The sequence below is a fragment of the Lutibacter sp. genome (assembly GCF_033723435.1).
Lineage (GTDB): Bacteria > Bacteroidota > Bacteroidia > Flavobacteriales > Flavobacteriaceae > Lutibacter.
This window is the reverse complement of the sequence record NZ_JAWVXC010000001.1, coordinates 394,165-420,113: the sequence shown is the minus strand read 5'-3', so window position 1 is coordinate 420,113 and position 25,949 is coordinate 394,165. Positions and strand designations below refer to the sequence as shown.

Below are 25,949 nucleotides of genomic sequence, written 5' to 3'. Positions count from 1 at the left end.
ATTAGTAAAATTTAAAATTACAAAAAATTATTTTTTCTTTTTGATAATAGGAATTAAGTAACTTAAAGTGTAGTTAAAACTAACACCAGAATCGTTTAAAAATACTCTATTAAATCCAGGAACATACAAATTTTTGAAGTTTTCAGGTTCTTTAGTAGAAATCATTTTGTTAAAACTTACGCTTGTTCCTAAATATAAATTTTTAAGAGTTTCTACTTTCATTCCAAATACTAAAGCATACCATTGTGCATTTAATCCACTGAATTTTGTACCTATTTCTATAGGAGAACTGTTAAAGTAGGTTCCGTTTGCATTTGGCGTATAATTATTTAGTGTTTGGCTAAAAAAGCTAATTCCATAACGTAAACCTACATAAATTTCATTTCGCATTCCTACCCAGTTTTTATATGCATTATAGTTAAAACCAACTTTAATGTAGGATCCTTTTGTAGTAAAATTTAAATAGTCTTCGTTAGTTGTTTTTGTAGTATTACCAATTTCAGTAGCAAGATAATAGTTGTTTAAAATTCGAATATCGCCAACCATTTCTATTTCTTTATTTTGTTTATCAAAAAAAGTGATAATTGGTTTACTGACATCAATACCTAATCTAATTCCATACGATTCTTGTTTTTTAATTGTATCAGTATTTTGCTGTGCATAACTTTGTATGCTAAACCAACAGCTAGTGATAAATATTAATATGTGCAGCTTTCTCATCTGAAATTGTTGTATTATTAATAGTTATGCTTTTAATCCAATTATTGGTATTGTTGCTAATTTGTAGATTATCAAAAATAGTTTTATAGCCACAAGAACGAGATACAAAAACATCATTTCTTGAATAGGAAAACTCAATGGTATCTTTAACAGAATTATTTTCGATTATATATTTTGTGGTATTTTCAGTTAAATCTAAAGGAATAGCAATAGAATCTGTTGAAACTCCTTTATATGCACTAAGTCCATTTTTATTTATTGCCCAAACTGAATCTAATTCTACTTTTTTTAATTCGGTTTGAAGTGTATCATTATAAAATCGAATAATTAAGTTTGGCGTAATAGCATCAATACAAATATCATCTTTTTCACAACTTAAAAAAGCGGTGATTAAAATGATGAAAATTATTATTTGTTTTTTCATTTAAACTATTTTAAAGCTAATAAAATTACGTTTTCAACGTGATGCGTTTGTGGAAACATATCTACAGCTTGAGTTTTTACAATAGTATACTGTTCTTTCATTAAAGCCAAATCTCTAGCTTGTGTTGCTGAATTACAACTAACATACACAATGTGTTTAGGCAAAATATCTAATAATTTTGCTACTACATTTTTGTGCATTCCATCTCTTGGAGGATCGGTTATAATTACATCTGGTTTTCCATGTTTTTCAATAAAAGCATCGTTAAAAACATTTTTCATATCTCCTGCAAAAAATTCAACGTTTTTAATTTCATTTAATTGTGCATTAATTTTTGCATCGGTAATTGCTTCAGGCACGGATTCAACACCAATTACTTTTTTGGCTTTTTTAGCTACAAATTGAGCAATAGTACCAGTTCCGGTATATAAATCGTATACAACTTCATTGCCAGTTAAATTAGCAAAATCACGCGTAATTTTGTACAATTCGTATGCTTGTATTGAATTTGTTTGATAAAAAGATTTTGGACCTATTTTAAATTTCAAATTTTCCATTTCTTCAAAAATATGATCTCTGCCTTTAAATAAGATGATATCTTGATCATATAAAGTATCGTTACCTTTACCATTTATTACATATTGTAATGATGTTATTTCTGGGAATTTTTCAGCCAAAGCATTAAGTAGACCTTCTCTTTTTTCTTTATTCTCTTTAAAAAACTGAATAACTACCATAATTTCTCCGTTAGAAGAAATTCGAATCATAATAGTACGTAAAAAACCACTTTGTTCTCTAGGATTAAAAAATGCTAATTCGTTTTTAATACCATAATCTTTAATAAAATTCCGAATAGCATTTGATGGTTCTTCTTGTAAATGGCACTTAGATATATCTAAAATTTTATCCCACATTCCTGCAATATGAAAACCGCAAGCATTTCTATTATTTATATCTATTTCTGAATTTATTTCTTCTAAAGTAAGCCATCTGCTATTAGAAAATGAAAATTCCATTTTATTCCTATAATAATATGTTTTTTTACAACCTAATATTGGGGTAATTTCAGGTAATTCCAAATGACCAATTCGTAATAGGTTGTTAACTACTTCATTTTGTTTATATTCTAATTGATATTTATAATCCATATGTTGCCATTTGCAACCTCCACAATTTTCAAAATGATCACAAATTGGTTCTGTTCTTTTATCGGAATATTTATGAAATTTTATGGCAGTTCCTTCAAAATACGCTTTTCTTTTTTTAAAAGTTTTTATATCAACAATATCTCCAGGTACTGTATTATTTAAGAAAATAACTCTTCCATCAGGAGCTTTTGCTACAGTTTTTCCACGAGCACCAGCATCTATTACTGGAATATTTTCAAATATTTGTTGCGTTTTTTTTCTAGCCATGTTGCAAATGTACCATTTTAACATAAAAAAAGCACCTCTAAAAAGAGATGCTTTATCTGTATTTATATATTTTTTATTTTACGCTTCTAATGTAAGCAGCTAATGCAGCTAATTCTTTATCCGTTAAGTCTTTTACAAAACCGTCTAAATTAGCTTTCATAATTGCAACTTGACCAGGATCAGTATCTACAATTGGCTTAGATTCTTCTTTTAAAAATTTAACAATACTTCCATTGCTTTCAGTGTAAGCCTTGTTTATGTCTTTAATTGCAGGGCCAATAACTTTTACAGCTGGTTGGTGGCAAGTAGCACAAGTTTTTTCAGTAAATAATTTTTTACCTAATTCTACATCGCCCGCAACAGCATCTGTAGTAGTTTCTGCTTCTTTAGTTACTGGTGTACTTTCTGGAGTTGTTTCAACAGCTTCAACAGGAGCTTTTACCTCTTTTTTTACTTCTTCTTTCTTTTTTTCACCGCAACTAGCAAAAATTAGTGCAGCTAAACTTAGAACTAATACTGATTTTTTCATTTTATTTAAATTAATTAGATGACTACAAATTTATCTAAAAATAATAGATTAATGTGTAATATAGTTTACAAAATATCAAAATTTTGAGAATTAATATTAGAAATGTTATTAACACTTTATAATTTAGAAATTTTAATCCTAATTTTTTGTATTTTTGGGCTCTCAGAGGATGATTTCTCTCCTAAATAAGAAGGAATTGATAGTTTTCAATTTTTAAACTTTTTTTACGATGGTTTCAGATAAAATTTCATCAACACAAGCAATTGAATTAGAAAATAAATACGGTGCTCATAATTACCACCCACTTCCTGTAGTTTTAAGTAGAGGAGAAGGTGTTTATGTTTGGGACGTAGAAGGAAAACAATACTACGATTTTTTATCAGCGTATTCGGCTGTAAATCAAGGTCATTGTCATCCTAAAATTATTAACGCATTAAAATCACAAGCAGAAAAATTAACACTTACTTCACGTGCATTTTACAATGATGTTTTAGGAAAGTATGAGCAATATGTAACTTCTTACTTTGGATTTGATAAAATATTGCCAATGAACTCAGGGGCAGAGGCAGTGGAAACGGCTATTAAATTATGTAGAAAATACGCCTATGAAGAAAAAGGTATTCCAGAAAATGAAGCAGAAATAATTGTATGTAAAAATAATTTTCACGGAAGAACAACTACCATAATTTCATTTTCTAATGATCCTGAAGCAAGGGAAAATTTTGGACCTTATACGGCAGGTTTTATTAAAATAGAATATGATAATTTACAAGCTTTAGAAAACGCATTAAATTCAAGTAAAAACATTGCAGGATTTTTAGTTGAACCAATTCAAGGTGAAGCAGGTGTTTATGTACCTTCAGAAGGTTATTTAGCAAAAGCAAAAGATTTATGTGAAAAGCATAATGTTTTATTTATTGCGGATGAAGTTCAAACAGGTATAGCTAGAACTGGAAAATTATTAGCTGTGCAATATGAAAATGTTGTGCCAGATATTTTAATTTTAGGAAAAGCGTTAAGTGGAGGTGTTTACCCAGTTTCTGCAGTTTTAGCAAATGATGCTATTATGCAAGTAATTAAACCAGGTCAACATGGTTCTACATTTGGAGGAAATCCGTTAGCAGCAGCAGTTGCTATTTCAGCATTAGAAGTAATTGAAGAGGAGAAATTAGCCGAAAACGCTTTTAAATTAGGACAATTGTTCAGAAACGAAATTCAAAAGTTGGTAGATTCTTCTAATTTGTTAAAATTAGTAAGAGGAAAAGGACTATTAAATGCAATTGTAATTAATGATTCTGAAGATAGCTCAACAGCTTGGGATATATGTTTAAAACTTCGTGATAATGGTTTGCTAGCTAAACCTACACATGGAAATATTATTAGGTTTGCACCACCTTTGGTGATGAATGAGGAACAACTATTAGATTGTGTTTCTATAATTAAGAAAACCTTTGAAGAATTTGAAAATTAAAAAAAGCGGCATTTGCCGCTTTTTTTTATCTTGCTCTTTTACGTTTTGAAAAATTGTTTGGAGCTCCAGAATTTGAATCTTTTCTAGATCGTTTTCTGCCAAACCCACTGAATTCTCCTTTTGGTTTACTATCTCTACGTTTTTTTCTGTCACTTCCGTTTCTGTTAGAATCTCTTCTTCCGCCACCTCTTCCGGAACGTTTTTTTTCTGTAATTTCAACATTTACACCTCTACCTTCAAAATCAATATCATTTTCTTTAAAAGTTGCTATAGTTTCTTCAGTGTAATTTTTGTCTAATTCAAAAAATGAAAACGTATCTAAAATTTCAATTTGTCCAATTTCAATATTATTTGCAATTTTTTGTTCGTTAATTAAACCAATTAATCTAGCTGGATTTAGTTTATCTTTTCTTCCAATATTAATAAAGAAACGAGTCATGTTTTCATCATTTCTACTTCTTCCTCTTGAATCGGAACGCCTATCACTTTGCATATGCTCACTATCGTTTAAGTCAGGAGCATTTTGATAATAAGTTAAAAAGGTGTTGAACTCTAGTGAAACGAATCTTTTGATTAATTCTTCACGATCTAAACCTTCTAATTTTTTGTAAATTGAAGGTAAAAAATCATTTATTTCAGTTTCGTTAACTTTAATATCGTGTACTTTATCAATTAATTTTAAAAGTTGATTTTGACAAATTTCTTTTCCTGTAGGAATAGGAGTACTTACAAACTGTTTTCCTATTAATCTTTCAATAGGGCGAAGTTTCCCTTTTTCTCTTTGGGTAACTATAGCAATGGAAATACCTTCTTTACCAGCTCTTCCAGTTCTTCCACTTCTATGGGTATAAGATTCTATTTGATCTGGTAATTTATGGTTTATAACATGAGTTAAATCATTAACATCCAATCCTCTGGCAGCAACATCTGTTGCTACTAAAAGTTGTAAGTTTTTCTGTCTGAATTTATTCATAACACTATCACGTTGAGCTTGAGATAAATCTCCGTGAAGTGCATCTGCATTATATCCATCTTTTATTAACTTATCTGCAATTTCTTGTGTTTCTCTTCTTGTTCTACAAAAAACAATACTATAAATATCAGGATTAACATCTGCTATTCTTTTTAAGGCAGGATAACGGTTTCTTTCTGAAACTACAAAATATTGATGTGTAACTTTATCTGCTCCTATATTTTTCTTTCCAGCGCTAATTTCTACTGGCTTATGCATATAATTTTTAGCAATACTTTCCACCTCTTTTGGGAAAGTTGCTGAAAATAGTAAGGTTTGTTTTTCTTTAGGAGTAACCGCAAGAACTTTATCTAACTCATCTTTAAAGCCCATGTTAAGCATTTCATCTGCTTCATCTAAAACTAACCATTTTACATTGGATAATTTTAATTGCTTTCTGTTAATTAAATCCACCGTTCTACCTGGTGTACCTACAACAATTTGAGATCCTTTTTTTAATTTTCTAATTTGCTCTTCAATATTAGAACCACCATAAACAGCAGTTACTCTAAAATTATCAATATAGGTAGAAAACTCTTCAATGTTTTTAGCTATTTGTATTGCTAACTCTCGTGTTGGAGATAAAATAATTGCTTGTGTATTTTTGCTTTCAGTATCAATTTGTTCTAAAATTGGTAAGCTAAAAGCTGCAGTTTTACCCGTTCCTGTTTGAGCAAAAGCTTTTAAATCTTCTTTTGATGCTAAAACTTGTGGAATTGCTTGGGATTGAATTTCTGTAGGATTTTCGTATCCTAAATCGGTTAAGGCCTTAATAATATTTTTATTAAGCCCTAGCTCTTTAAATGTCGACATTCTGTATATATTTGTGATCTACAGACGCCCATCCATAAACCGGTTAAAAAACGTGCAAAGGTACACTTTAATTTTGTTTACAAGATATTTTTTTAATTTAATTCTAATTTATCTAATTGAGAGTTTAAATACTTAGAATCTAGGTAAGTAAAACCATTAACTACAATTCCTTTTTTATTTACAATAATAACACGTGGGTAATTGCTTGTTAAATACTGTTTTGCATAACTATTATTAGTTAATGTATATTGATTATTAATATTTAATAATTTTAAATTAGGGTCATTTTTTAAATCGCTATTTTCATCTTGTAAGTGAATACCTATAAATAACATATTTGGATAAGTGTAAGTTAAATACCTAATTCTGCTTGCCAAATAATCGGTAGACATATATTCAGTTGACCAAAAATAAATTACTGTTTTTTTATCTTTAATAATTTTATTTATAGTTTTAACTTCATTAGAAAGTGTTTTCACCTCAAAATCATGTAAAGGAGTATTATTTTTAACATATTTACTGTCATGTACCAAACTTTTTAATTGATTTTTGTAATCATTATTGGTACAGTTTTGTAAAAAATAAACTAATGCACTTTGATCAATACTACAAGTAGGTTCACTTTTTAAAAAATCGTTTATTACAACTCTTCTAAGTAAAGTGTTTTTAAATTTTTCTAATTTAATGTGATTTACAATTTCATGTAGTAGTGTATTTGTTAATTTTTTTTCTGAAATAACCTTATTTTGGTAGCTTAAATTATATAAATAGCTAACTATATAATTTTGGTATGGATAAAAGGAGACCAAAGATTTTTCATTTAAATTAATTTTACTTCTATATTTATAGAAATCTGAATTTATAATAGGAAAATCTTTTTGTTTATGCGCTATTCTATAGTAATATGGATAAATTTCTTTTAAACTATATAGTGGAAAATAAATAGCAGTATTAACCAATTTCCTATAATTAGTACTTATTTTATCTTTTTCAAGCGAAGCAAAATCCTTAAAAGTTGCTTCACGTTGTTTTGCTAAGGAATCAATTTTATGTTCAAAATCATTTTCGTTTAAGTTAAAATGGCGTGACATTGCTTTGTCATCTCTTTCATTTTGCAAGAATAAATTAATTAAAAATTCATTTTTGCTACTTCCTTTGCCGCTAAAAACTAAAGATTCATCAAAGTTCCAAGTATTTAATCTCACTAAAACACTATCGGAAGGTTGCAAATACACGTATTGAAATTCATTTCCATGTTTAAAAGTGTATAAGCCTTCTGCTAAGTTTTTAAATTTAGTTATAAATCGATTTTTTTTATTTAAATAGATGGTATCCATAACAGCATCATCCTTTAAAAATAATACATATTTTGATTTTGGGTTGATAATTTCACCACCAAAATAAGTATCAGACTTTAAGGTTTGACTCTGTTCAGAACAGCCAAATAGTGTGATTAAAAATAAAGATGTTATTAAATATCTCATATACTTTTGATTGTAACAAAAATACATACATGTTAATAGGCTTGTTGTTAAATAGATGTTAATTTAATTGTTAGTACAAGTATATATTAATTAACCTTTAGTTAAATTAATTATAATTCATTTAAATTATTACTTTTGCAAAACTTTTAAAAATACATTACAAAATATTACATAATATGCTATCAGTATCAAATTTATCAGTTCAATTTGGAAAACGAATTTTGTTTGATGAAGTAAACACCAAATTTACAGTTGGTAATTGTTACGGAATAATTGGAGCCAATGGTTCCGGAAAATCAACATTCTTAAAAATAATTTCTGGAAAAATAGAACCAACTTCTGGTCAGGTTCATTTAGAAAAAGGAAAAAGAATGTCGGTTTTATCTCAAGATCACTTTGCTTTTGACGAATACCCAATATTAGATACAGTAATGATGGGGAATAAAAGATTGTACAATTTAAAAAGAGAAATGGATGCCATTTATGCAAAAGAAGATTTCTCAGAAGAAGATGGCGTAAAAGCAGGTGAATTAGGTGTTGAATTTGAAGAAATGAATGGATGGAATGCTGAGAGTGATGCGGCGTCTTTATTATCTTCTTTAGGAATAAAGGAAGAAATGCATTATAATTTAATGAGTGAATTAGATGGTAAATCTAAAGTTCGCGTATTATTGGCACAAGCTTTATTTGGAAATCCAGATGTATTAATAATGGATGAACCAACTAACGATTTAGATTTTGAAACTATTGGTTGGCTAGAGAATTTTTTAGCTAATTATGATAATACCGTAATTGTAGTTTCACATGACCGTCACTTTTTAGATGCAGTTTGTACTCATATTTCAGATATTGATTTTGGTAAAATAAATCATTATTCAGGAAATTATTCCTTTTGGTATGAATCTAGTCAACTTGCTGCAAAACAACGTGCTCAGCAAAACAAAAAAGCTGAGGATAAAAAGAAAGAATTAGAAGAATTTATTCGTCGTTTTTCTGCAAATGTGGCAAAATCAAAACAAGCAACTTCACGTAAAAAAATGATTGAACGTTTAAATGTTGATGATATTAAACCTTCAAGCAGAAGGTATCCAGCAATTATTTTTGATAGAGAACGAGTTGCAGGTGATCAAATTTTAAATGTAGATAATTTATCCAAAAAAGTAGGAAATGAAACTTTGTTCTCGGATATTCATTTTAATTTAAATAGAGGAGATAAAGTAGCTTTAATTTCAAAAAATTCTAAAGCAGTTACAGCTTTCTATGAAATTTTGAACGGAAATGATAATGCTGATGACGGTAAATTTCAATGGGGAGTTACCACAACACAATCGTATTTACCATTAGATAATACAGAATATTTTACAGATGCTAGCTTAAATTTGGTAGATTGGTTAAGACAATATGCTAAAACTGAAGAAGAACGTGAAGAAGTTTATTTAAGAGGGTTTTTAGGTAAGATGATTTTTAGTGGAGAGGAAGCTTTAAAAAATTGTAATGTACTTTCTGGTGGTGAAAAAGTAAGGTGTATGTTATCTAGAATGATGATGATGAGAGCAAATGTTTTAATGCTTGATGAACCAACAAACCATTTAGATTTAGAGTCAATTCAAGCATTTAATAACTCATTAAAAAACTTTAAAGGAACCGTGATTTTTTCAACACATGACCATGCATTTGCACAAACTGTTGCCAATAGAATTATTGAAATTACACCAAATGGAGTAATTGATAGATTTACTACGTTTGATGAGTATTTGGATAATCCAAAAATAAAAGAGTTACGTACAAAAATGTACAAATAAAAAAAGGAGCCAATTGGCTCCTTTTTTTATTTACTGTCCTTGCATCATTCTGCGCCTTTTCCCTAACTCTTGTAGCATTTTTCTATTAAAATTTCGTTCTGTTTTTTGTAATAGCAATATTTTTTTGGAAGAAATAATTGATGATAACTCTTTTACCATGCTAAATTTAGCATCAGTTATTTTTTGTTGATTTTTTAATGATTTAGCAATTAGCTTTTTTGCTTGTTCATTGGTAATGTTATCAATACTGCCTGCTAAACGAATTTGTTTTTGAGTACTCATTTCTGAATCCATTTTTAAATCTTGAATTTTTTGAGTATATAAATTATAAACAGGCCAAAATTTTTCAGCTTCTTTTGGAGTTAAGTTTAATGCATTAGTAATGTACGAAGTTTTTAATGCTTTAATTCGTTGCCTCTGCATTTGTTGAGCTTGAATCAAATTAATGCTAAGTACAAAAAGTATAAAAAGAGTAATTAATTTTTTCATTTTTAGTAAATTTAATTAGTTTTCATAGATAATTTCATCTAAATTTTCTTCAGATAAATAGTTTACAACTACACTATCCGTAACCGTTGAATCAAAAATTTCATCATTTTTTAGTTCATCTTCAGTGTAAAGCGATGCAATGCTTAAAATATCTACATCATTTCCTCCACTTTCAAAATAACTTTCAATAGCAGCTGTTGGAAGAGAATCAAAAGTATATTTTTTGGATGTTGTATTTAAATAAATAAATAGTAGGAGTGAGGCTGCAATTGCAATTGGAGCTATAAATTTTGTAAAGTTTTTAAGAGTAATAACCTTTGATTTTCTTTCAGATTTTAGTTTGATAAATACTTTATCTTCAATTTCATCAAAATAATTATCAGGAATTATAGCTGTATCATTTTTTTGTATAGCTTCAGCTTTTAGCTTTGTTACTACGATATCTTCAATGGAATTAAAATAATCGTTAGGTACTTTAAAATTGTTTTTCTTAGAAAATTTTTCAGTGTTTAGTTTTGAAATCACATCATTTTCAATTTCATCAAAATAATCCATAGGAACTTTAAAACCACTAGTTTTTATTTGGCTTTCAGTTAACTTAAAATTGCTATGTTTATTTTTTGCTTTCATTTATTATTAGACTGTTTAAAAAACAGTTGGTTTAATTGGTTTTTATATAGGCTTCAATTTTTTTAACTGCATGATGATAAGATGCTTTTAAAGCTCCAACTGATGTATCTAAAATTTCGGCAATATCGCTATATTTCATCTCATCAAAATATTTCATATTAAATACTAGTTGTTGCTTTTGAGGAAGTGTTACAATAGCTTTTTGAAGGAGAATTTGAATTTCGTCTCCAGAATAAAAGGAATCATCCTCTAAATTTTCAGCCATTTTAAATTGTAGTTCGCTAATATCTACTTGTTGTTTATTAGCTTTTTTATTAATAAAAGTTATGGCTTCGTTTGTAGCAATTCTGTACATCCAAGAATAAAGTTTACTTTTTTCATTAAAGGAATTAATATTTTTAAAAACTTTAATAAAAGTATTTTGTAAAACATCATCAGCATCGTCATGTGACAAAACAATTTTTCTGATATGCCAGTACAAACGCTTTTTGTACAATGACATTAGTTCTCTAAATGCCTGTTCTTGTGTGTTTGCGTCTTTTAATTGAGTAACTAATAAATTTTCTTCTGTCACAGGTTAAATTTAGTTATTAGACAACTAAATTTATAAAAGGTTTAATAATAAAAAAAATAATTATTTAATATTACTGAATTTTCTTTTTGAATATCCAAATAATCGTTCTTTTTTTATAATGTCGGCAATACCTTTAGGAAGCATTTTTTCCCAACCAGCCTTTCCTTCGGCAATCATTTGAAGTACTTTTTTTGCAAAAATATCTAAAATTTCAGGATTATAATCTTCAATATCTAATACTTTACCATTGTATTTAAAAAATTTGTACAATTCCTTCATACGAGGGTGAACTTTTAAATTTTCACTAGTAGTAATTTCTCCTGTTTTTTTATCTTTTAATGGATACAAATATACTTTTAAGTCTTTAAAAAATAGTTTTCCAAAGGCTTCTAAAATTCCACCACTTAAATCTCTATAGTATTTTTCATCAAATATTTGAATAAAATTAGGAACACCCATTGCTAATCCAATTCTATTTTTGGTATATTCTGAAAAATATTCAACCAATTTATAGTATTCTTTATAATTGGTTATCATTACATTTTGACCTAAGGAACATAACAGTTCAGCACGTTCTAAAAAATCTCGTTCATCAATTTCACCTTCAGAAATTAAATTTGATAATGTAATTTCAAAAATAACTTTAGTGTTTTCTTTGGTTACTTTTTTTTCTTTTAAGAACAGCTTTTGAGCTTGCTCATACATATCCATGTTTACTTTAGTAACTGGTCTAAAACTTCCGCGTAGAGCTAAAATATTAGCTTTATATAATTGTTGTGCAGGTAATAAATTATTACCATCAGGTCCAAACATTACAGCATTTGTCATTCCATTTTTAACAAGTAACAAGCTTAATAATCGGTTGTCAATATATGAAAATCGTGGACCAGAAAAATTAATCATATCAATTTCTAACTGATCATTTTCAATATTGTCGTATAATGATTTTAATAATTCTTTTGGATTATCATTAAAATAGAAGGCTCCATAAATTAAATTTACGCCTAATCTTCCTAATGTTTCTTGTTGTAATTTAGCATCGGTTTCTTTAAATCGAGCATGTAAAATAATTTCGTTATAATCTTCAAGTGGGTCTAACTGAAATTTTAGACCAACCCAGCCATGTCCTTTAAATTTTTTAGCAAAATCAATTGTTGCAACTGTGTTTGCGTAAGAAAAGAATATTTTGTTTGGATGATTTTTTCTGTGAAGCCTATCTTCAGCCAATTCCATTTCATAGGCTAACATTTTTTTTAATCTATTTTCCGTAACATATCTATTATCTGGTTCAATCCCATAAATAGCATCAGAAAAATCTTTATCATAGGCGCTCATTGCTTTAGCAACAGTACCAGAAGCACCGCCGGCTCTAAAAAAATGACGAACTGTTTCTTGTCCGGCACCTATTTCGGCAAAAGTTCCATAAATATTTTTATTTAAATTAATTTTAAGAGCTTTTGCTTTACTGGTAGGAATATCGTTAAATTCAATATCACCTTTTAATTTTAGTGTCATTTTGATTTTTTAGTGGTGCAAAATTACAAAAAACAAGTCCTAAAAAAAAAGAGAGTGAAATAAATTTTCACTCTCTTTAAATATTTGTAAATAAGGTTTTTACATGCCTTTTAATTCATTAACCAATTTACTTAGAACTTCTTTAGCATCTCCAAATAGCATAGAAGTTTTTTGGTTATAGAATAATTCATTTTCAATACCTGCATAACCAGGTTTCATACTTCGTTTATTAACAATAATATGTTTTGCATTTTCAACCTCTAAAATAGGCATTCCATAAATTGGACTTGAAGGATCGTTATGAGCTGCTGGGTTAACAACATCATTTGCACCTACAACAAATACAACATCGGTACTAGCAAATTCAGGGTTTACGTCATCCATTTCTGCTAATTTATCATATTCCACATTAGTTTCGGCAAGCAATACATTCATATGTCCAGGCATACGTCCTGCAACAGGGTGAATTGCATATTTAACATCAATACCTTTACTATCTAACAATTGTTCCAATTCGTGAATTACGTGTTGTGCCTGAGCTACAGCTAAACCATAACCAGGAACTATAATAACTCTTTGAGAATAATTCATTAAAATAGCTACATCACTTACAGATGCTTTTGTAATGCTTCCAGTTATTTGATGACCTTCAGCATCATCACCTGAACTACTACCAAAAGCTCCAAATATTACATTTGATAAAGAACGATTCATAGCGTTACACATAGCAAATGTTAAAATTGTACCAGCAGATCCTACTAATATACCTCCAGTTAACATTACCATATTTCCATATAAGAAACCAGCAAATGCAGCAGCTAATCCAGTAAAGGAATTTAATAAAGAAATTACTACAGGCATATCAGCTCCACCAATTGGAATAACTAATAAAACTCCATATAATAATGCACTAAAGAATAAAGTATATAATAAAATAGAACTTGAAGTTCCGCTTATAACAATAAATGCTCCAAAAGCTAAAATACCTAATAGTATTACATTGTTTAAAAGATTATATTTTGGTAAACGAATTGGTTTTCTCATAGTACCATTCAATTTTGCCCAAGCTATCATACTACCAGAAAAGGAAACACTACCAATAATCATTCCTGCAACAATGGTAAGAATATTTAATTGATTACCTAAATTATGATGAAATTCAATTAATCCAATTAACGCAGCACTTGCACCACCCATACCATTAAATAGCGAAACTAATTCAGGCATTTTGGTCATATCTACTTTTTTTGCAATAAGCCATCCAGCAATAGTACCAATAATAATTGCAATTGCTATTAGCACATAAATTATGATAGGTACTTCTCCTTGGTACAAAAATAAAGTACCAAAAATTGCCAATGTCATACCTGCGGCTGCTATTAAATTTCCTCTACGAGCAGTTTCAGGATGCCCTAACATTTTTAATCCAACAATGTAAGTTATTGAGGCGATTAAGTATATAAATTCGAGACTAAATGTATATTCCATTATTTTTTCTTTTTAAACATTTCTAACATGCGATCGGTTACAACAAAACCACCAACCACGTTTAAAGTTCCTAGTAATACAGCTACAAAGCCTAATGATAATGCTAGTATATTTTCAGGTTCAGTACCTAGCATTACTAATATTGCTCCAATAATTACCACACCGTGTATGGCGTTTGCACCAGACATTAATGGTGTGTGTAATACTGCTGGCACATGACCAATTACTTCTACGCCCACAAAAATCATTAATATAACAATGTATATCATTTGTAGGTTACTGCTTATAAAATCTATAAATTCTGTCATAATTATTTAATATTTCCGTTTTGTCTAATAGTTCCATCTTTTACAATAAGAGTTTGATCTGTAATTTCTTCTTCTAACTCCCATTTAAAATTAGTTTCATCTGTTAAATGCATAATAAAATTATACATGTTTTTAGCATATAAATCACTTGCATTTGTAGAAACACTTTCAGGAGATATAGTTGTGCCAATAATTTTAACACCGTCTTTTATAATGGTTTTGTCCATTACACTTAGTTCGCAATTACCTCCTTGTGCAGCTGCTAAATCAATTATTACTGCACCATTTTTCATTTGTTTAACTTGTTCTTCAGTAATTAAAATTGGTGATTTACGTCCTGGAACCATAGCTGTAGTTATTACTAAATCAGCTTGGAATAACGATTTATTAACTGCTTCTTTTTGTCTTCGAGCATAATCTTCAGAAGCTGCTTTTGCATAACCTCCTTCAGATTCTTCACCTTTATTATCAACAGTAATAAATTTAGCACCTAAAGATTCTGTTTGTTCTTTGGTTTCTAATCTAATATCTGTTGCTTCAACTACAGCACCCAAACGTTTAGCTGTTGCAATTGCTTGTAAACCAGCAACTCCAACTCCGTAAATTAAAACTCTTGAAGGAGTAATAGTTCCAGCTGCAGTCATCATTAAAGGGAAAATTTTAGTCATTTCATAAGCTCCTAAAATAACAGCTTTATAACCAGCTAAGTTGCTTTGTGAACTTAAAACGTCCATATCTTGTGCTCTTGATATTCTTGGCATTGCATCCATAGAAAAAGCTGTTGCACCTTTTTCAGCTATAGATTTTATAAGTTCAGGATTTGATTTGTGGAATAATTGACTCATTAAAATGTGACTTTTATCCACTAATTTTAAATCCTCTTCTGTAAAAGGGTTTATTTTAACTAAAATGTTAGCTTCTTTATAAACTACACCTCTTTTTTCAACTACAGCTCCAACATTTGTATAGTCAGAATTTTTAAAGGAAGATGAAATACCTGCATCTTCTTCCACAATGACTTCAAATCCTTTGTCAATAAGCTGTTTTGAAATAGTAGGGGAAATTGAAACTCGCCTTTCGCCTTTTTGAGTTTCTTTTAATATACCTATTTTCATTATAGTTTTGGTTTTAATATTTATTATAATTATATGGTTTGTTCAAATTTAAATTAAAATAAAAAACTAGCTGTTAAACTAGTTATATATTTATATTTTTTTATAAAATATTCTCAGAATTTGTCATAATATTAAAGCTAATAATAATTTGAATAAAAGTCTTTAATATTAATAACATTTTCTATTTTTTTATTGACCGTAAAAATACGTATTTATGTATATTCAAAAGTTGACATAAGTCAGATTTTAAGTTATTTTTGCTGTATTTACCATTTTGATGAAAATTATGTAATAAATATTACAAATTAGTGATTATTTTATTTTCGAAAATGACAAATAACTACTTTTATTACTAAATTTATTAACTAAAAAATAAAGATTCGTTGTACTTTTATCATATTACATGAAAATTAAAATTACTTTTTTAGGAACTGGAACTTCACAGGGAATTCCTGTAATTAATTGTGATCATCCTGTTTGTTTATCAAAAGATAAAAAAGATAGAAGATTAAGAACTTCTATAGCTGTGGAATGGGGTAATAATAGATATATTGTTGACTGTGGTCCTGATTTTAGGTATCAAATGTTACGCGCTAAAATTAACAAAATTGATGGTATTTTATTTACTCATGAGCACGCTGATCATACAGCTGGATTAGATGATATTAGACCATTTAGTTTTCAAATAGGAGCAGTGCCAATTTATGCAAAAAAAAGAGTTGTTGAGAATTTAACAAAACGGTTTGATTATATTTTTGTAGAAGCAAATAAATATCCTGGAGCGCCTAGTGTAGTTGTTAATGAAATTGATGATAAACCTTTTTACCTTAACCATTTAAAAGTAACACCAATTCAAGTTTCACATAATAAACTACCAGTTGTTGGATTTAAATTTGAGAAAGTTGCTTATTTAACAGATGTAAAGACAATTTCGGATAAAGAACTTGAAAAACTTAAAGATTTAGATGTTTTAATTATTAGTGCGTTAAGAATTAAACCTCATAAATCGCATTTAAATTTAGAAGAAGCTTTAGCTATTATAGAAAAACTGCAACCTAAAAAAGCATATTTAACACACATTAGCCATTTAATGGGTTTTCATGCTGAAGTTGAAAAAAGTTTACCTAAAAATGTTTTTTTAGCTTATGACCAGTTAGAAATTGAGGTTTAAAATAGTTTTAAGCAGTTATATATTTTTTTAAGTTAGAAGTTAAAATATTTTTTAATTCCTGTTTATTCTCTTCAGAAGTTTCCGTAAATAATATTCCAAAAATAGCATGTTCAACAATAGAAATTTTTCTCATTTCAATAGGATTTTCAAAATCTTCTAATAATAAATCGTAATCAAAACTTTTAACTTTATCATTAGGAATTCCTGAATTATTATCTAAAGCAACTAAACTATAAATTTTGTTTTTACTTTCTTTAAATATTTTATCCCAATCAGGTTTTTGTCCAGTTAAAAAATAATGGTAAGCATTAAATCCGTAGGCATGATATGCTAAATCTGCAGTTGTACACCAGCCACCAAAACGTAAAGGATTAACTTCAATTGGAATAATTTTACCGTTTTTGTCTATTCTTATTTCAATATGAATTGGAAAATTAGTTAGATTAACTTTTTCAGCTAATTTTTCCATAAAAAGTTGCACTTTTTCTAAATAGGTTTTAATTATGGTTGTAGAAGTAGAATAGACTCTATCACTAACATCATCGCCCGAAGAAAATAGGTGGTGTGTTATATTTAAAATAATAGGTTTTTTATCTGCATTAAAATAGCAATCTACTGCAAATTCTTCTCCTTCAATACATTCTTCAGCAATAAAATGATTAGTGTTAACTACTCCATTTGGATAATATTTTTTAATCTCTGTAATTTCAGATTTTATTTTCAAAACTTTTTTAGTCCATTCATTAAAATTACTAACTTTATGAACACCTAAACTAAAAAAACCAACTGTTGGTTTTAGTATGCATGGGAATTTAAAATTTTCAACCGAAGTAGTTTCTAATTCACTAAAATTTAATCCTTTAAAAAAATAGTTAGGAAATAATTCTTTTATGGTTTCTCTAAGTTTTAATTTGTTTTTAAATAAATTTATTTCTTTTGGTCTATTTGAAAACTTCAAATTTTCTTCAACCCAACTAATAGCATTTTCGGAATTTGAATATATAGGAATGGTTGGATTTTCTTTTACTAATTTTATAGCCTCACTTTCTGAAATCCAATTAATTTTTTCATTTTTTATTAATTCTTTTGCTGTGGAAGTAGCTATAACAGGTAAATTATAAGAGGATAAAGTTTCAATTAAAAATTTTGAAACGTAGGGTTTGTCTATTAATATCATATTGCAGTTTAATTATCTTTTTTGGATGATTTATTTTAAAGTGCAAAATTACTTGAAATTAATGATATTTTTAGTTACAATTGTATCTTTTCGGAATAATCATCATAGGAATTTTAAGATTATTTAATAAACTGTTTTCAACGCTTGAAAGAAATAGTTTTTCGATGAAATTATGAGTGTGATGTCCAATTATTAATAATTCAGCATCCCAATCTTCTGTCATTTTTATAATTTTAAGTATTGGTAAACCAATCGTCTCAAAATCAGTTATTTTAATTTCTGGATTGTTACTTTTTATTTTGTTTATAAGCTTTATAGCTTTTTCTTTTTCATTTTCTTCAATTTCAAAAGGCATTATTCCAGCAGCAATATTTCCAATAGAATACCTAACTACATAAACTATTTCTATAGAGGCATTTATTTGTTTTGCTAACTTTAAAGCACAATTTGCTGCATTTAAAGCAGATTCACTTCCATCTATGGCTACTAATATTTTAGAAATCATCTTCGTATAATCTTAATTTATTTTTTAAGGAAGTTAACTCATTATTTAAGTTTTCTACTTTTTTTAATAGATTAAATGCAACGTCAATACCTTGAATATTTATATTTAAATCATGGTGCATTCTAATCATTTTTTCAATATCATTAATTGTTTCAAGCGGAACGCAAGGAGTTTTATTATAAGTTATTATTTCAATTAAACCTATATCGTGTAATTGGTTAAAAAAAGAAACTTCTATTTCATAATTAACACAAAGTTCCCTTATTGGTATAAATTCAGTTACTTTCATGAGTTTCTTAATTTTGCAAGTTCACTAAATAATTCTTTTTCTTTATTGGTTAAATTGGTTGGCGTTTTTATTTGATAAGTTATAAATAAATCTCCAAACTGACCTTCTTTTTTATAAACAGGAAATCCTTTTCCTTTTAATTTTATTTTGGTTCCATTTTGAGTTTCTGGTTTAATTTTAAGTTTTACTTTTCCTTCAAATACAGGAATAGTAATTTCTCCACCCAACATTGCAGTATATAAATCTAAAGGAATAGTGGCATATAAATTATCATTATTTCTTTTAAATTTTGAGTGATTTAATATTGTAAATTTAATGTGTAAATCTCCATTTGGTCCTCCATTTATTCCTTTTCCACCATGCCCCTTAATTTTAATGATTTGCCCATTTTTAACTCCAGCAGGAATAGTTAGCCTTATATTTTTTCCATTAACCGTTATGGTACGTTTGTGAGTTTTGTAAACATCTTCTAAAGTAAACTGTAACTCGGCACTATAATCTTGTCCTCGAAATTTAAGAGGATTACTTTTGCTTCCTGCTCTAGAATACGCACCACCAAACATAGATTCAAAAAAGTCGGAATAATCTTGATCTTGAAAACTTCCAAAACTTCTTCTGTTTTGGCTTTGCTGATATTGTTTTTGTTGTTGTTCTGCTTTTTCGTAAGCTTCCGCATGTTGCCAATCTTTACCGTATTTATCGTATTTTTTTCTGTTTTCTGGATTACTTAAAACTTCATTAGCTTCATTAATTTCTTTAAATTTTCGTTCGGCTTCTTTGTCATTAGGGTTTAAATCTGGATGTAGTTTTCTCGCTAATTTTCGGTAAGCTTTTTTAATATCATTTTCTGAAGCAGTTTTAGGTATTCCTAATATTTTATAATAATCTATAAAACTCATTTTAGGCTAGATTTTAACTCAAAGTTAGCGAAAAAGTTTTAAAAAATAAGAGGATGATTTAGAATATATTATGGATTTTTAAATACAGTCCATTTTTTCTCAATTTCAATAAATTTCCCTGAAATAGAATCTAAATCGCTAGTAATATCTGCACTTTTTTGATTTAAAGGTAATTGGTTTTGAACATAATTTTGATGATGATTTTTTTCATCCCAAAATGTATGCACCAAATAATTTAATTTGTTTTGTTCATTTATCGAAAATTTTCCACCTAACATTCCTGTAGCATTTTTCATGGATGGAATCCAAATCGATTTTTGAACTTCTTCAAAATGATTTGTTTTATCATTTTTTACAATACAATCTGCAATTCTGATAAATTTGGAATTAGTTATGGCTACAAATATATTTTTCGATTCCCCTTCCATATTCATTAAACTATTAAAATAATTAATTGTAATTGAAGAGTAGGTTGTATCTTGATAACTATCTAAAAAAATAGTATCGTGTAAATTCTCCATAAAATGCAACAAGCTTTCTTTATTTTTCCAAAAAACTATAATGTGAGCTTCATTTGTATTTTTTAAATTCCAACCACCTGTTTGAGCAATAAATCCTTTAGATTCAACTGTTCTTTTCCATTTTTCTTGTGCTATTGTAAATTGTTCCTTTTTAGCAATAGGAACATCACAAACAATCCATTTAATATACATTTTATCTATTATTAAAATTGATAACTAGCATAAAAACCATAAGTATTATCATTATAAGACGGATAAAAAGATACATTTTTAACCTTTTTAAAAGGATTAAAGTTTTTTAAAGGCTGAAAATAATATACTAAATTGGTAACAGCAATTCCAATTCCAGCACCTACCAAAACATCCGATAAATAATGCTTGTTATTAAGCATTCTAAAAGCGCCAACTGTTGTCGCAAAAGCGTAACCACTGTATGCTAAAGTAGGAGAAGTATTGTAGAACTCATGATAAAGTACGGTTGCATTTGTAAAAGCAACGGTGGAATGACCAGAAGGAAAGGAATCTGGCAATCCGTTTGGCCTTAATTTATGGTTTGATTTTTTAATTAATTCTGTAATACCAACAGAAAATAAATTAGAAATAAATAAATATTTTCCTTGGTCAAACCAATGATTTTTACTTTTAACGCCAGCTATATCTGCAATGTACATTTGCGCAACTGGAGCAAAAGCTAAATAATCTTCAATGTTGGTTCTATAATTTGTTCCAACGCTATTACGAATATCTTTTTGAAATGTTTTTTCAAATGTACTTTTATTAATAATTAAACCAACTCCAATAAGAGAAGCAGGTAAAATACTTTTTTTTAATAAATTGTTTTTACGAAGTGAGTCTCTTTTAATAACTTGGGCATTTAATATAATACTACTAAGCAGTAGAACTAAAATCAATTTTATTTTCATAAGTATTATTTTGATCTTTTTATAGATTCGTTTTTAAATTTCTCCGATTTCTTATAAAAATATTCTATAAGAAAAGAAACAAGTATAACAGAAATAGCTACTATAACTCCAATGCGATTTGATTGATATTGTTGCGTAATTAATACAAACAAAGCTATAATACACAACATAAAACCAATTAAAGGAATTATTTTATTGCCATTAATTTTTTTCGATAATTTTAAGCCAGCTAAATTAACCATCGCAAAAATTAATATAAATCCTACGCTTCCTGTAGTTGAAATAGTTTCTAAATTTAAAGTGTTTGTAAGTATTAATGTAATTATTGCAGTTATTATTAACCCAACAGGATGATTCCATAATTTATAGGTAAATTGGTGAGGTAACTCATCATCTTCTCCTATTTCATAATTTACTCTACTTCCTCCTAATAAAGATGCATTAATTGCCGAAAATGTTGAAATTAAAGCAGCAATAGTAATTATAATAAAGCCAGGTTTGCCTAACATTGGTTTTGCAGCTTCTGCCAAAACATAATCTTGAGCAGTTGCAATTTCTTTAAAAGGTAATGAACCTACAGTTATAATTGCAATTATAACATATAATAAAATCACAAAAATTACAGCGAAATAATATGCTTTAGGAATATTTTTTTCAGGATTTATTATGTCAGGAGCAGCATTTGCAATTAATTCAAATCCTTCGTAAGCTACAAAAATAACCATTCCACCAGTAATTAAACTTATCGGTTTTTCCCAATGGTGAATAGATAATTGAGAAATATTTGGATTACCAAATAATCCATATATACCAATAAAAACAAATAGTAGCAGTATAATTAACTTTATAAATACAGCATAAGCCTCAATAGCTCCAACAATTTTTATGCTATAGTAATTAATTAAAGTTGCTAAAATGATTATTATACTTGAGTAAAAATGGAATTCTAAAGAATTACTAATAGGTAATTTAAATAGGTTAGGAGCATAGGAACCGAACGCAGATGCATATAGTGATAACATTATAATATAACCTATCCAAAGTAAATTATTGATTCCTCCGCTAAAAACCGATCTACCAAATGCGTTATTAATAAATTTAACCGTGCCACCTCTATCAGGTAATGCAAGTGATAATTTTACATAACTGTAAGAAGTAATTAAAGCTATTATTCCCGCAATTAAAAATGCAATTGGAGTTCCACCTTTTGCTAATGAAACAGCTAAGCCTAAAACAGCAAAAATTCCACCACCAACCATACCTCCAATTCCAATGGAAATAGCTTCTTTTAGCTTTATTTGTTTATTCATTAATAAATTATTTTAAAACATTGAATCAAAAAATTTTGCTACAGCAAATGCTGCAATTGCAGCTACAAAACCAATAAAAGTAACTTTTAAAGCTCCTTTAATTGGTGCTTGACCTGTAACTTTACTTTTAAAATATCCAAAAATAAACAAACTTAATAGCGTTAAAATTGCTGAAAATAAAAGACCTTCTGTAGGTGTGCTGGTAAAAAAGTAAGCTGAAAGAGGTATTAATCCTCCAATTATATAGGATATTCCAATGTTTGCGGCACTATTTCTAGCTCTTTTTGGATGTGGTTTTTCTAAACCTAATTCGTATTTCATCATAAAATCAACCCACTTGTCTTTGTCTTTTGCCATTTCATCGGCAATTAGTGTTTGAGTTTCATCATTTAAACCATACTCTGCAAAAACATCTTTTACTTCTTGTTTTTCTTTTTCAGGAATAGCTTCTACTTCAGCATATTCTTTTTCTAATTCAGATTGATAGTGTTCTTGCTCTGTTTTTCCAGCTAAAAATCCACCTAACCCCATTGCAATACTACCTGCTACAATTTCTGCAATTCCTGCTGTAATTATTATGGTATTACTGTCTACAGCTCCACTTAAACCTGCTGCTAAAGCAAATGGTACTGTTAAACCATCAGACATTCCAATAACAATATCAGTTATAAAATCAGAGCTTTTTAAATGTTCTTCTTTATGATCCATAAAATATTTTAGTCATTAAATTTAGTCGGTAAATTTACAATTATTTAATTGAGATTTATTTTTAGATTTTAACTTTGAATAAAAGCTAATTTAAACACATTTTTTATTTTTTTAATAATACTTGTAAATTTTAACTTAATATTAAAATTTTTACATATACTTTTACTGTAGAATAATAAACTTTAAATATATAGCATGGCTAAAGGACAAGACGCAAAGAAGAAAGTAAAAAAAGAACCTCTGAAAACTGCAAAAGAAAAAAAGGCGGCTAAAAGAGATAAAAAACCAAAATACGAATAGCTTAATAAAATAAAGTTATATTGATTTTTGTATGAATTTAACAGATTGGTTAGGTTTTATTGGTGTTTTTCTGATTTTATTAGCATATTTTTTAAACACATTTGGAATAATAGGAACCAAAAATTTGAACTTTATTTTACTAAATTTAATTGGTTCAATTTTGGCTTGTTTGGCTTCAGTTTTATTAAAATATGTTCCTTTTGTTTTATTGGAAGCCATTTGGGCTATAGTTTCCTTAATTTCTTTATTAAAATATTTTAAACTTTTTATTTTCCGATACAATAAATGAAGTTTAACTGTAAATCAATCAGTTATGGGTTTTGGGCAACAAATAGGGTACAAAACTTGTCAAATAAGTGAAGTTAGGTGATTAACTTCAATAGTTTCAACACTACAAATATAGTATAAAAAAACCGCTCATTTGAGCGGTTTATAAATAAAAACACCAAATGTTAATTAGCTGTTCCAGAGCCTAAATAAACACTATTTGATACGAGACTACCATCAGCAGAAATAAATGCCATAAATAGCTCAACTGTACCTCCTGCATAAGTTGTTGGTATTGGTACAATTTGAGAACCTACAGTTCTATCAGAACCATCAAGCAATGAAATAGATTCTTTCTTTGAAGGATTGTAAACCAATAACATTGCTTTATCTGTAGCATTCGCATTACCCTCATCGGAATTATCATCCCAATTGAACGTTACTTCTCCGGCAGTTGTTAGATATGTTGAAGGATTTAAAGCACCAGATAAACCTCCTCGACTCACTAAAGCGTTTGGATAGTCAATTACAAAGTTAGGTTCAGTTCCTGTAATTGCATTATTTAACACATACGACATTGCAGCGTTAAATTCTGTTTTTTTAACAGCCAACCCTTTATAACCTAACTTAATAAAAGGTTTTACAGCTTGTAAAAATTCTAAAGTGGTAGTAAACTTCGTTCTTTGGTTTACTTGACCAACAGTTCTTGGATTGGCTACACTTGAAGGTTTAATTCTAATGTAGTCAATTCCTTTCCAGCTTCCTCCGATAACGTTTCCAACCTTACCTGAAAGACCTCCTAAAATACCTTGAGCAATTTTACCCATAACATAATTAATTTAAATGAAACATACTTTTCTTTGGAGTTGGTACGGACTTGGTACAGTCTTTAACCAACACAAGTAATATATGGCAAATACTATGCTAATAGATTGATTTGGTTTTTGTTGCCCTATATTGCGCTTAGAAAATAGACTTTGAATGTATGATACTTTTAAATCTGCCATTTTTGAAATTACTTTTTGAAGTTCTGCTTCCTTTTTACAAATAACTGACACTATATTAATATACTTTTGCAATTGAACATCATCGTTTTGCATTGTTATATATGCGTTTGTTAAGGTTTTTTTGCAATCATTTATGGAAATGAATGGAATAACACTTTCTTTTAAATAATAAGCATAAAAACCACCTATTTGAAGTATCATAGATAAATGATAAAGTGAGTGTTTTTCTTCCTCTGTTTTAGAGATTACTACAAAACAGTTATGACAAGGATTTGATAGCGGTTTTCCGCTGTTAAGCCTTTTGTTTAGGATAAAAAAATGAGGGTTCGAGTAGGTTCTTCCGATTTGGTGTGTTTTTAGTTCAAAAGTTGACATAGCTATCCAATTAAAATTGCTTCGCTACGCTTCGCACCATTAATTTTTAAAAGAAAAACAATAAAAAAAGAAAGCTGTATTTGCTTTTGGCGTGGATAAGGCTGTCAAGGTTTTTGGATAAAAGCTTTTTTGAGAAAAGTTGTTTAATGATTGTGAAAAATGTTTTTGAAAAAAGTTTTATTCAAAACCTGTAGGGTTTGACCTTTATAGCCTTGCGCGTTGGCTGTGGTAGCCACATATATTTGCTATTTTTTTTTATTTATTGACTGTTCTTCTAAAACATCTAAAATATCTTGTTTTTTGTATAAGATTCTGTTGCCCATACGAATTGGATTTAAAATACCGTGTTTATTCCAAGAATGTAATGTTACTAAACTGATTCTCAAATAATCGGCTACTTCTTGCCTTGTTAATAATTCATCATTTTGCTTTTTAGATAATTCTTTAAGGTAATTTTCAATTTTTAGCATTAGTTTATCTGCTACCTTATTCGCTAATTCATCTACTGTTACTTCTGTAATTTGGATTGTTTTTGTTACCATATTTTTCTTTTAAAGTTACAATTTATGCGGTTGGTAAAGCGGCTATTTTACATAATTGGGTTATAGCTTACAGCTTTGATGATGTAGGGGTGAAGTGGCTGTACTATAACTACCCGTTATGTAAATATAGCTTGGGAGAGTTTAGGGTTTTTATGATAAAATAATG

28 protein-coding genes are annotated in these 25,949 nt (G+C 28.4%); 4 read left to right on the top strand and 24 right to left on the bottom strand.

Annotated elements, in window-relative coordinates:
• Positions 1-27: 27 nt before the first annotated feature.
• From R3342_RS01855 to R3342_RS01840, 4 genes are all read right to left on the bottom strand, one after another.
• Positions 28-720, bottom strand: a complete 693-nt coding sequence (locus R3342_RS01855; RefSeq protein ID WP_318937961.1) for a DUF6048 family protein — start codon at positions 718-720, stop codon at positions 28-30.
• Entirely contained in the window at positions 686-1,144 is a 459-nt protein-coding gene (locus R3342_RS01850) for a DUF6452 family protein (RefSeq protein ID WP_318937960.1), read from the bottom strand. The genes R3342_RS01855 and R3342_RS01850 overlap by 35 nt, the downstream gene beginning before the upstream one ends.
• 5 nt (positions 1,145-1,149) lie before the next feature.
• Positions 1,150-2,559 carry a 23S rRNA (uracil(1939)-C(5))-methyltransferase RlmD gene (rlmD, locus tag R3342_RS01845; protein ID WP_318937959.1) on the bottom strand — a complete coding sequence of 470 codons (1,410 nt, stop codon included), beginning with the start codon at positions 2,557-2,559 and terminating at the stop codon, positions 1,150-1,152.
• 73 nt (positions 2,560-2,632) lie between these two features.
• Positions 2,633-3,088 carry a c-type cytochrome gene (locus R3342_RS01840; RefSeq protein WP_318937958.1) on the bottom strand — a complete coding sequence of 152 codons (456 nt, stop codon included), beginning with the start codon at positions 3,086-3,088 and terminating at the stop codon, positions 2,633-2,635.
• 229 nt (positions 3,089-3,317) lie between these two features.
• On the opposite strand from R3342_RS01840, the gene rocD reads away from it, so the two are divergent.
• Positions 3,318-4,559 carry an ornithine--oxo-acid transaminase gene (gene rocD, locus R3342_RS01835; RefSeq protein ID WP_318937957.1) on the top strand — a complete coding sequence of 414 codons (1,242 nt, stop codon included), beginning with the start codon at positions 3,318-3,320 and terminating at the stop codon, positions 4,557-4,559.
• 25 nt (positions 4,560-4,584) lie between these two features.
• Here rocD and R3342_RS01830 read toward each other — a convergent pair whose 3' ends face one another.
• A complete protein-coding gene (locus tag R3342_RS01830; RefSeq protein ID WP_318937956.1) occupies positions 4,585-6,384 on the bottom strand; it encodes a DEAD/DEAH box helicase in 1,800 nt (599 codons plus the stop codon).
• 92 nt (positions 6,385-6,476) lie between these two features.
• Positions 6,477-7,868 carry a hypothetical protein gene (locus tag R3342_RS01825; RefSeq protein ID WP_318937955.1) on the bottom strand — a complete coding sequence of 464 codons (1,392 nt, stop codon included), beginning with the start codon at positions 7,866-7,868 and terminating at the stop codon, positions 6,477-6,479.
• Between the two features lie 176 nt (positions 7,869-8,044).
• Here R3342_RS01825 and R3342_RS01820 point away from each other — a divergent pair, with 176 nt between their 5' ends.
• Complete coding sequence (locus R3342_RS01820; RefSeq protein WP_318937954.1) at positions 8,045-9,670, top strand: ABC-F family ATP-binding cassette domain-containing protein; 1,626 nt, start codon at positions 8,045-8,047, stop codon at positions 9,668-9,670.
• A gap of 30 nt (positions 9,671-9,700) precedes the next feature.
• On the opposite strand, the gene R3342_RS01815 is transcribed toward R3342_RS01820, so the two are convergent.
• From R3342_RS01815 to R3342_RS01785, 7 genes are all read right to left on the bottom strand, one after another.
• The gene (locus R3342_RS01815; protein ID WP_318937953.1) at positions 9,701-10,159 is read right to left on the bottom strand and encodes a hypothetical protein; all 459 of its coding nucleotides are present in this window, start codon (positions 10,157-10,159) and stop codon (positions 9,701-9,703) included.
• Positions 10,160-10,174: 15 nt separating this feature from the next.
• A complete protein-coding gene (locus tag R3342_RS01810; RefSeq protein ID WP_318937952.1) occupies positions 10,175-10,789 on the bottom strand; it encodes a hypothetical protein in 615 nt (204 codons plus the stop codon).
• 31 nt (positions 10,790-10,820) lie between these two features.
• Complete coding sequence (locus R3342_RS01805; protein ID WP_318937951.1) at positions 10,821-11,363, bottom strand: RNA polymerase sigma factor; 543 nt, start codon at positions 11,361-11,363, stop codon at positions 10,821-10,823.
• A 60-nt stretch (positions 11,364-11,423) separates the two neighbouring features.
• A complete protein-coding gene (locus R3342_RS01800) occupies positions 11,424-12,878 on the bottom strand; it encodes a TonB-dependent receptor (protein ID WP_318937950.1) in 1,455 nt (484 codons plus the stop codon).
• Between the two features lie 99 nt (positions 12,879-12,977).
• Positions 12,978-14,366, bottom strand: coding sequence for an NAD(P)(+) transhydrogenase (Re/Si-specific) subunit beta (locus R3342_RS01795; protein WP_318937949.1), 1,389 nt, complete (start codon positions 14,364-14,366; stop codon positions 12,978-12,980).
• Positions 14,366-14,674 (bottom strand): NAD(P) transhydrogenase subunit alpha, encoded by a 309-nt coding sequence (locus tag R3342_RS01790; protein WP_318937948.1) that lies wholly within the window; start codon positions 14,672-14,674, stop codon positions 14,366-14,368. Before R3342_RS01790 ends, R3342_RS01795 begins: the two co-directional genes overlap by 1 nt.
• A gap of 2 nt (positions 14,675-14,676) precedes the next feature.
• Complete coding sequence (locus R3342_RS01785; protein ID WP_318937947.1) at positions 14,677-15,789, bottom strand: Re/Si-specific NAD(P)(+) transhydrogenase subunit alpha; 1,113 nt, start codon at positions 15,787-15,789, stop codon at positions 14,677-14,679.
• A gap of 409 nt (positions 15,790-16,198) precedes the next feature.
• Here R3342_RS01785 and R3342_RS01780 point away from each other — a divergent pair, with 409 nt between their 5' ends.
• Entirely contained in the window at positions 16,199-16,960 is a 762-nt protein-coding gene (locus R3342_RS01780) for an MBL fold metallo-hydrolase (RefSeq protein ID WP_318938160.1), read from the top strand.
• A gap of 7 nt (positions 16,961-16,967) precedes the next feature.
• On the opposite strand, the gene R3342_RS01775 is transcribed toward R3342_RS01780, so the two are convergent.
• From R3342_RS01775 to R3342_RS01740, 8 genes are all read right to left on the bottom strand, one after another.
• Positions 16,968-18,137, bottom strand: coding sequence for an ATP-grasp domain-containing protein (locus tag R3342_RS01775; RefSeq protein WP_318937946.1), 1,170 nt, complete (start codon positions 18,135-18,137; stop codon positions 16,968-16,970).
• 70 nt (positions 18,138-18,207) lie between these two features.
• Positions 18,208-18,642 carry a universal stress protein gene (locus R3342_RS01770; RefSeq protein WP_318937945.1) on the bottom strand — a complete coding sequence of 145 codons (435 nt, stop codon included), beginning with the start codon at positions 18,640-18,642 and terminating at the stop codon, positions 18,208-18,210.
• On the bottom strand, positions 18,632-18,931 hold the full coding sequence (locus R3342_RS01765; protein WP_318937944.1) for a chaperone modulator CbpM: 300 nt from the start codon (positions 18,929-18,931) through the stop codon (positions 18,632-18,634). The genes R3342_RS01770 and R3342_RS01765 overlap by 11 nt, the downstream gene beginning before the upstream one ends.
• Positions 18,928-19,830, bottom strand: coding sequence for a J domain-containing protein (locus R3342_RS01760; protein ID WP_318937943.1), 903 nt, complete (start codon positions 19,828-19,830; stop codon positions 18,928-18,930). Before R3342_RS01760 ends, R3342_RS01765 begins: the two co-directional genes overlap by 4 nt.
• A 68-nt stretch (positions 19,831-19,898) precedes the next feature.
• Complete coding sequence (locus tag R3342_RS01755) at positions 19,899-20,543, bottom strand: DUF4937 domain-containing protein (RefSeq protein ID WP_318937942.1); 645 nt, start codon at positions 20,541-20,543, stop codon at positions 19,899-19,901.
• 11 nt (positions 20,544-20,554) lie between these two features.
• Positions 20,555-21,274, bottom strand: coding sequence for a phosphatase PAP2 family protein (locus R3342_RS01750; RefSeq protein ID WP_318937941.1), 720 nt, complete (start codon positions 21,272-21,274; stop codon positions 20,555-20,557).
• Between the two features lie 5 nt (positions 21,275-21,279).
• Complete coding sequence (locus tag R3342_RS01745) at positions 21,280-22,584, bottom strand: APC family permease (RefSeq protein ID WP_318937940.1); 1,305 nt, start codon at positions 22,582-22,584, stop codon at positions 21,280-21,282.
• A 12-nt stretch (positions 22,585-22,596) separates the two neighbouring features.
• Complete coding sequence (locus R3342_RS01740; protein WP_318937939.1) at positions 22,597-23,292, bottom strand: VIT1/CCC1 transporter family protein; 696 nt, start codon at positions 23,290-23,292, stop codon at positions 22,597-22,599.
• Positions 23,293-23,623: 331 nt separating this feature from the next.
• Here R3342_RS01740 and R3342_RS13480 point away from each other — a divergent pair, with 331 nt between their 5' ends.
• Positions 23,624-23,881, top strand: a complete 258-nt coding sequence (locus tag R3342_RS13480) for a CBU_0592 family membrane protein (protein WP_413468695.1) — start codon at positions 23,624-23,626, stop codon at positions 23,879-23,881.
• 163 nt (positions 23,882-24,044) lie between these two features.
• On the opposite strand, the gene R3342_RS01730 is transcribed toward R3342_RS13480, so the two are convergent.
• From R3342_RS01730 to R3342_RS01720, 3 genes are all read right to left on the bottom strand, one after another.
• On the bottom strand, positions 24,045-24,686 hold the full coding sequence (locus R3342_RS01730) for a DUF6266 family protein (protein WP_318937937.1): 642 nt from the start codon (positions 24,684-24,686) through the stop codon (positions 24,045-24,047).
• 12 nt (positions 24,687-24,698) lie between these two features.
• Complete coding sequence (locus tag R3342_RS01725) at positions 24,699-25,241, bottom strand: DUF6943 family protein (protein ID WP_318937936.1); 543 nt, start codon at positions 25,239-25,241, stop codon at positions 24,699-24,701.
• A gap of 245 nt (positions 25,242-25,486) precedes the next feature.
• Positions 25,487-25,783, bottom strand: coding sequence for a helix-turn-helix domain-containing protein (locus R3342_RS01720; RefSeq protein WP_318937935.1), 297 nt, complete (start codon positions 25,781-25,783; stop codon positions 25,487-25,489).
• Positions 25,784-25,949: the final 166 nt, after the last annotated feature.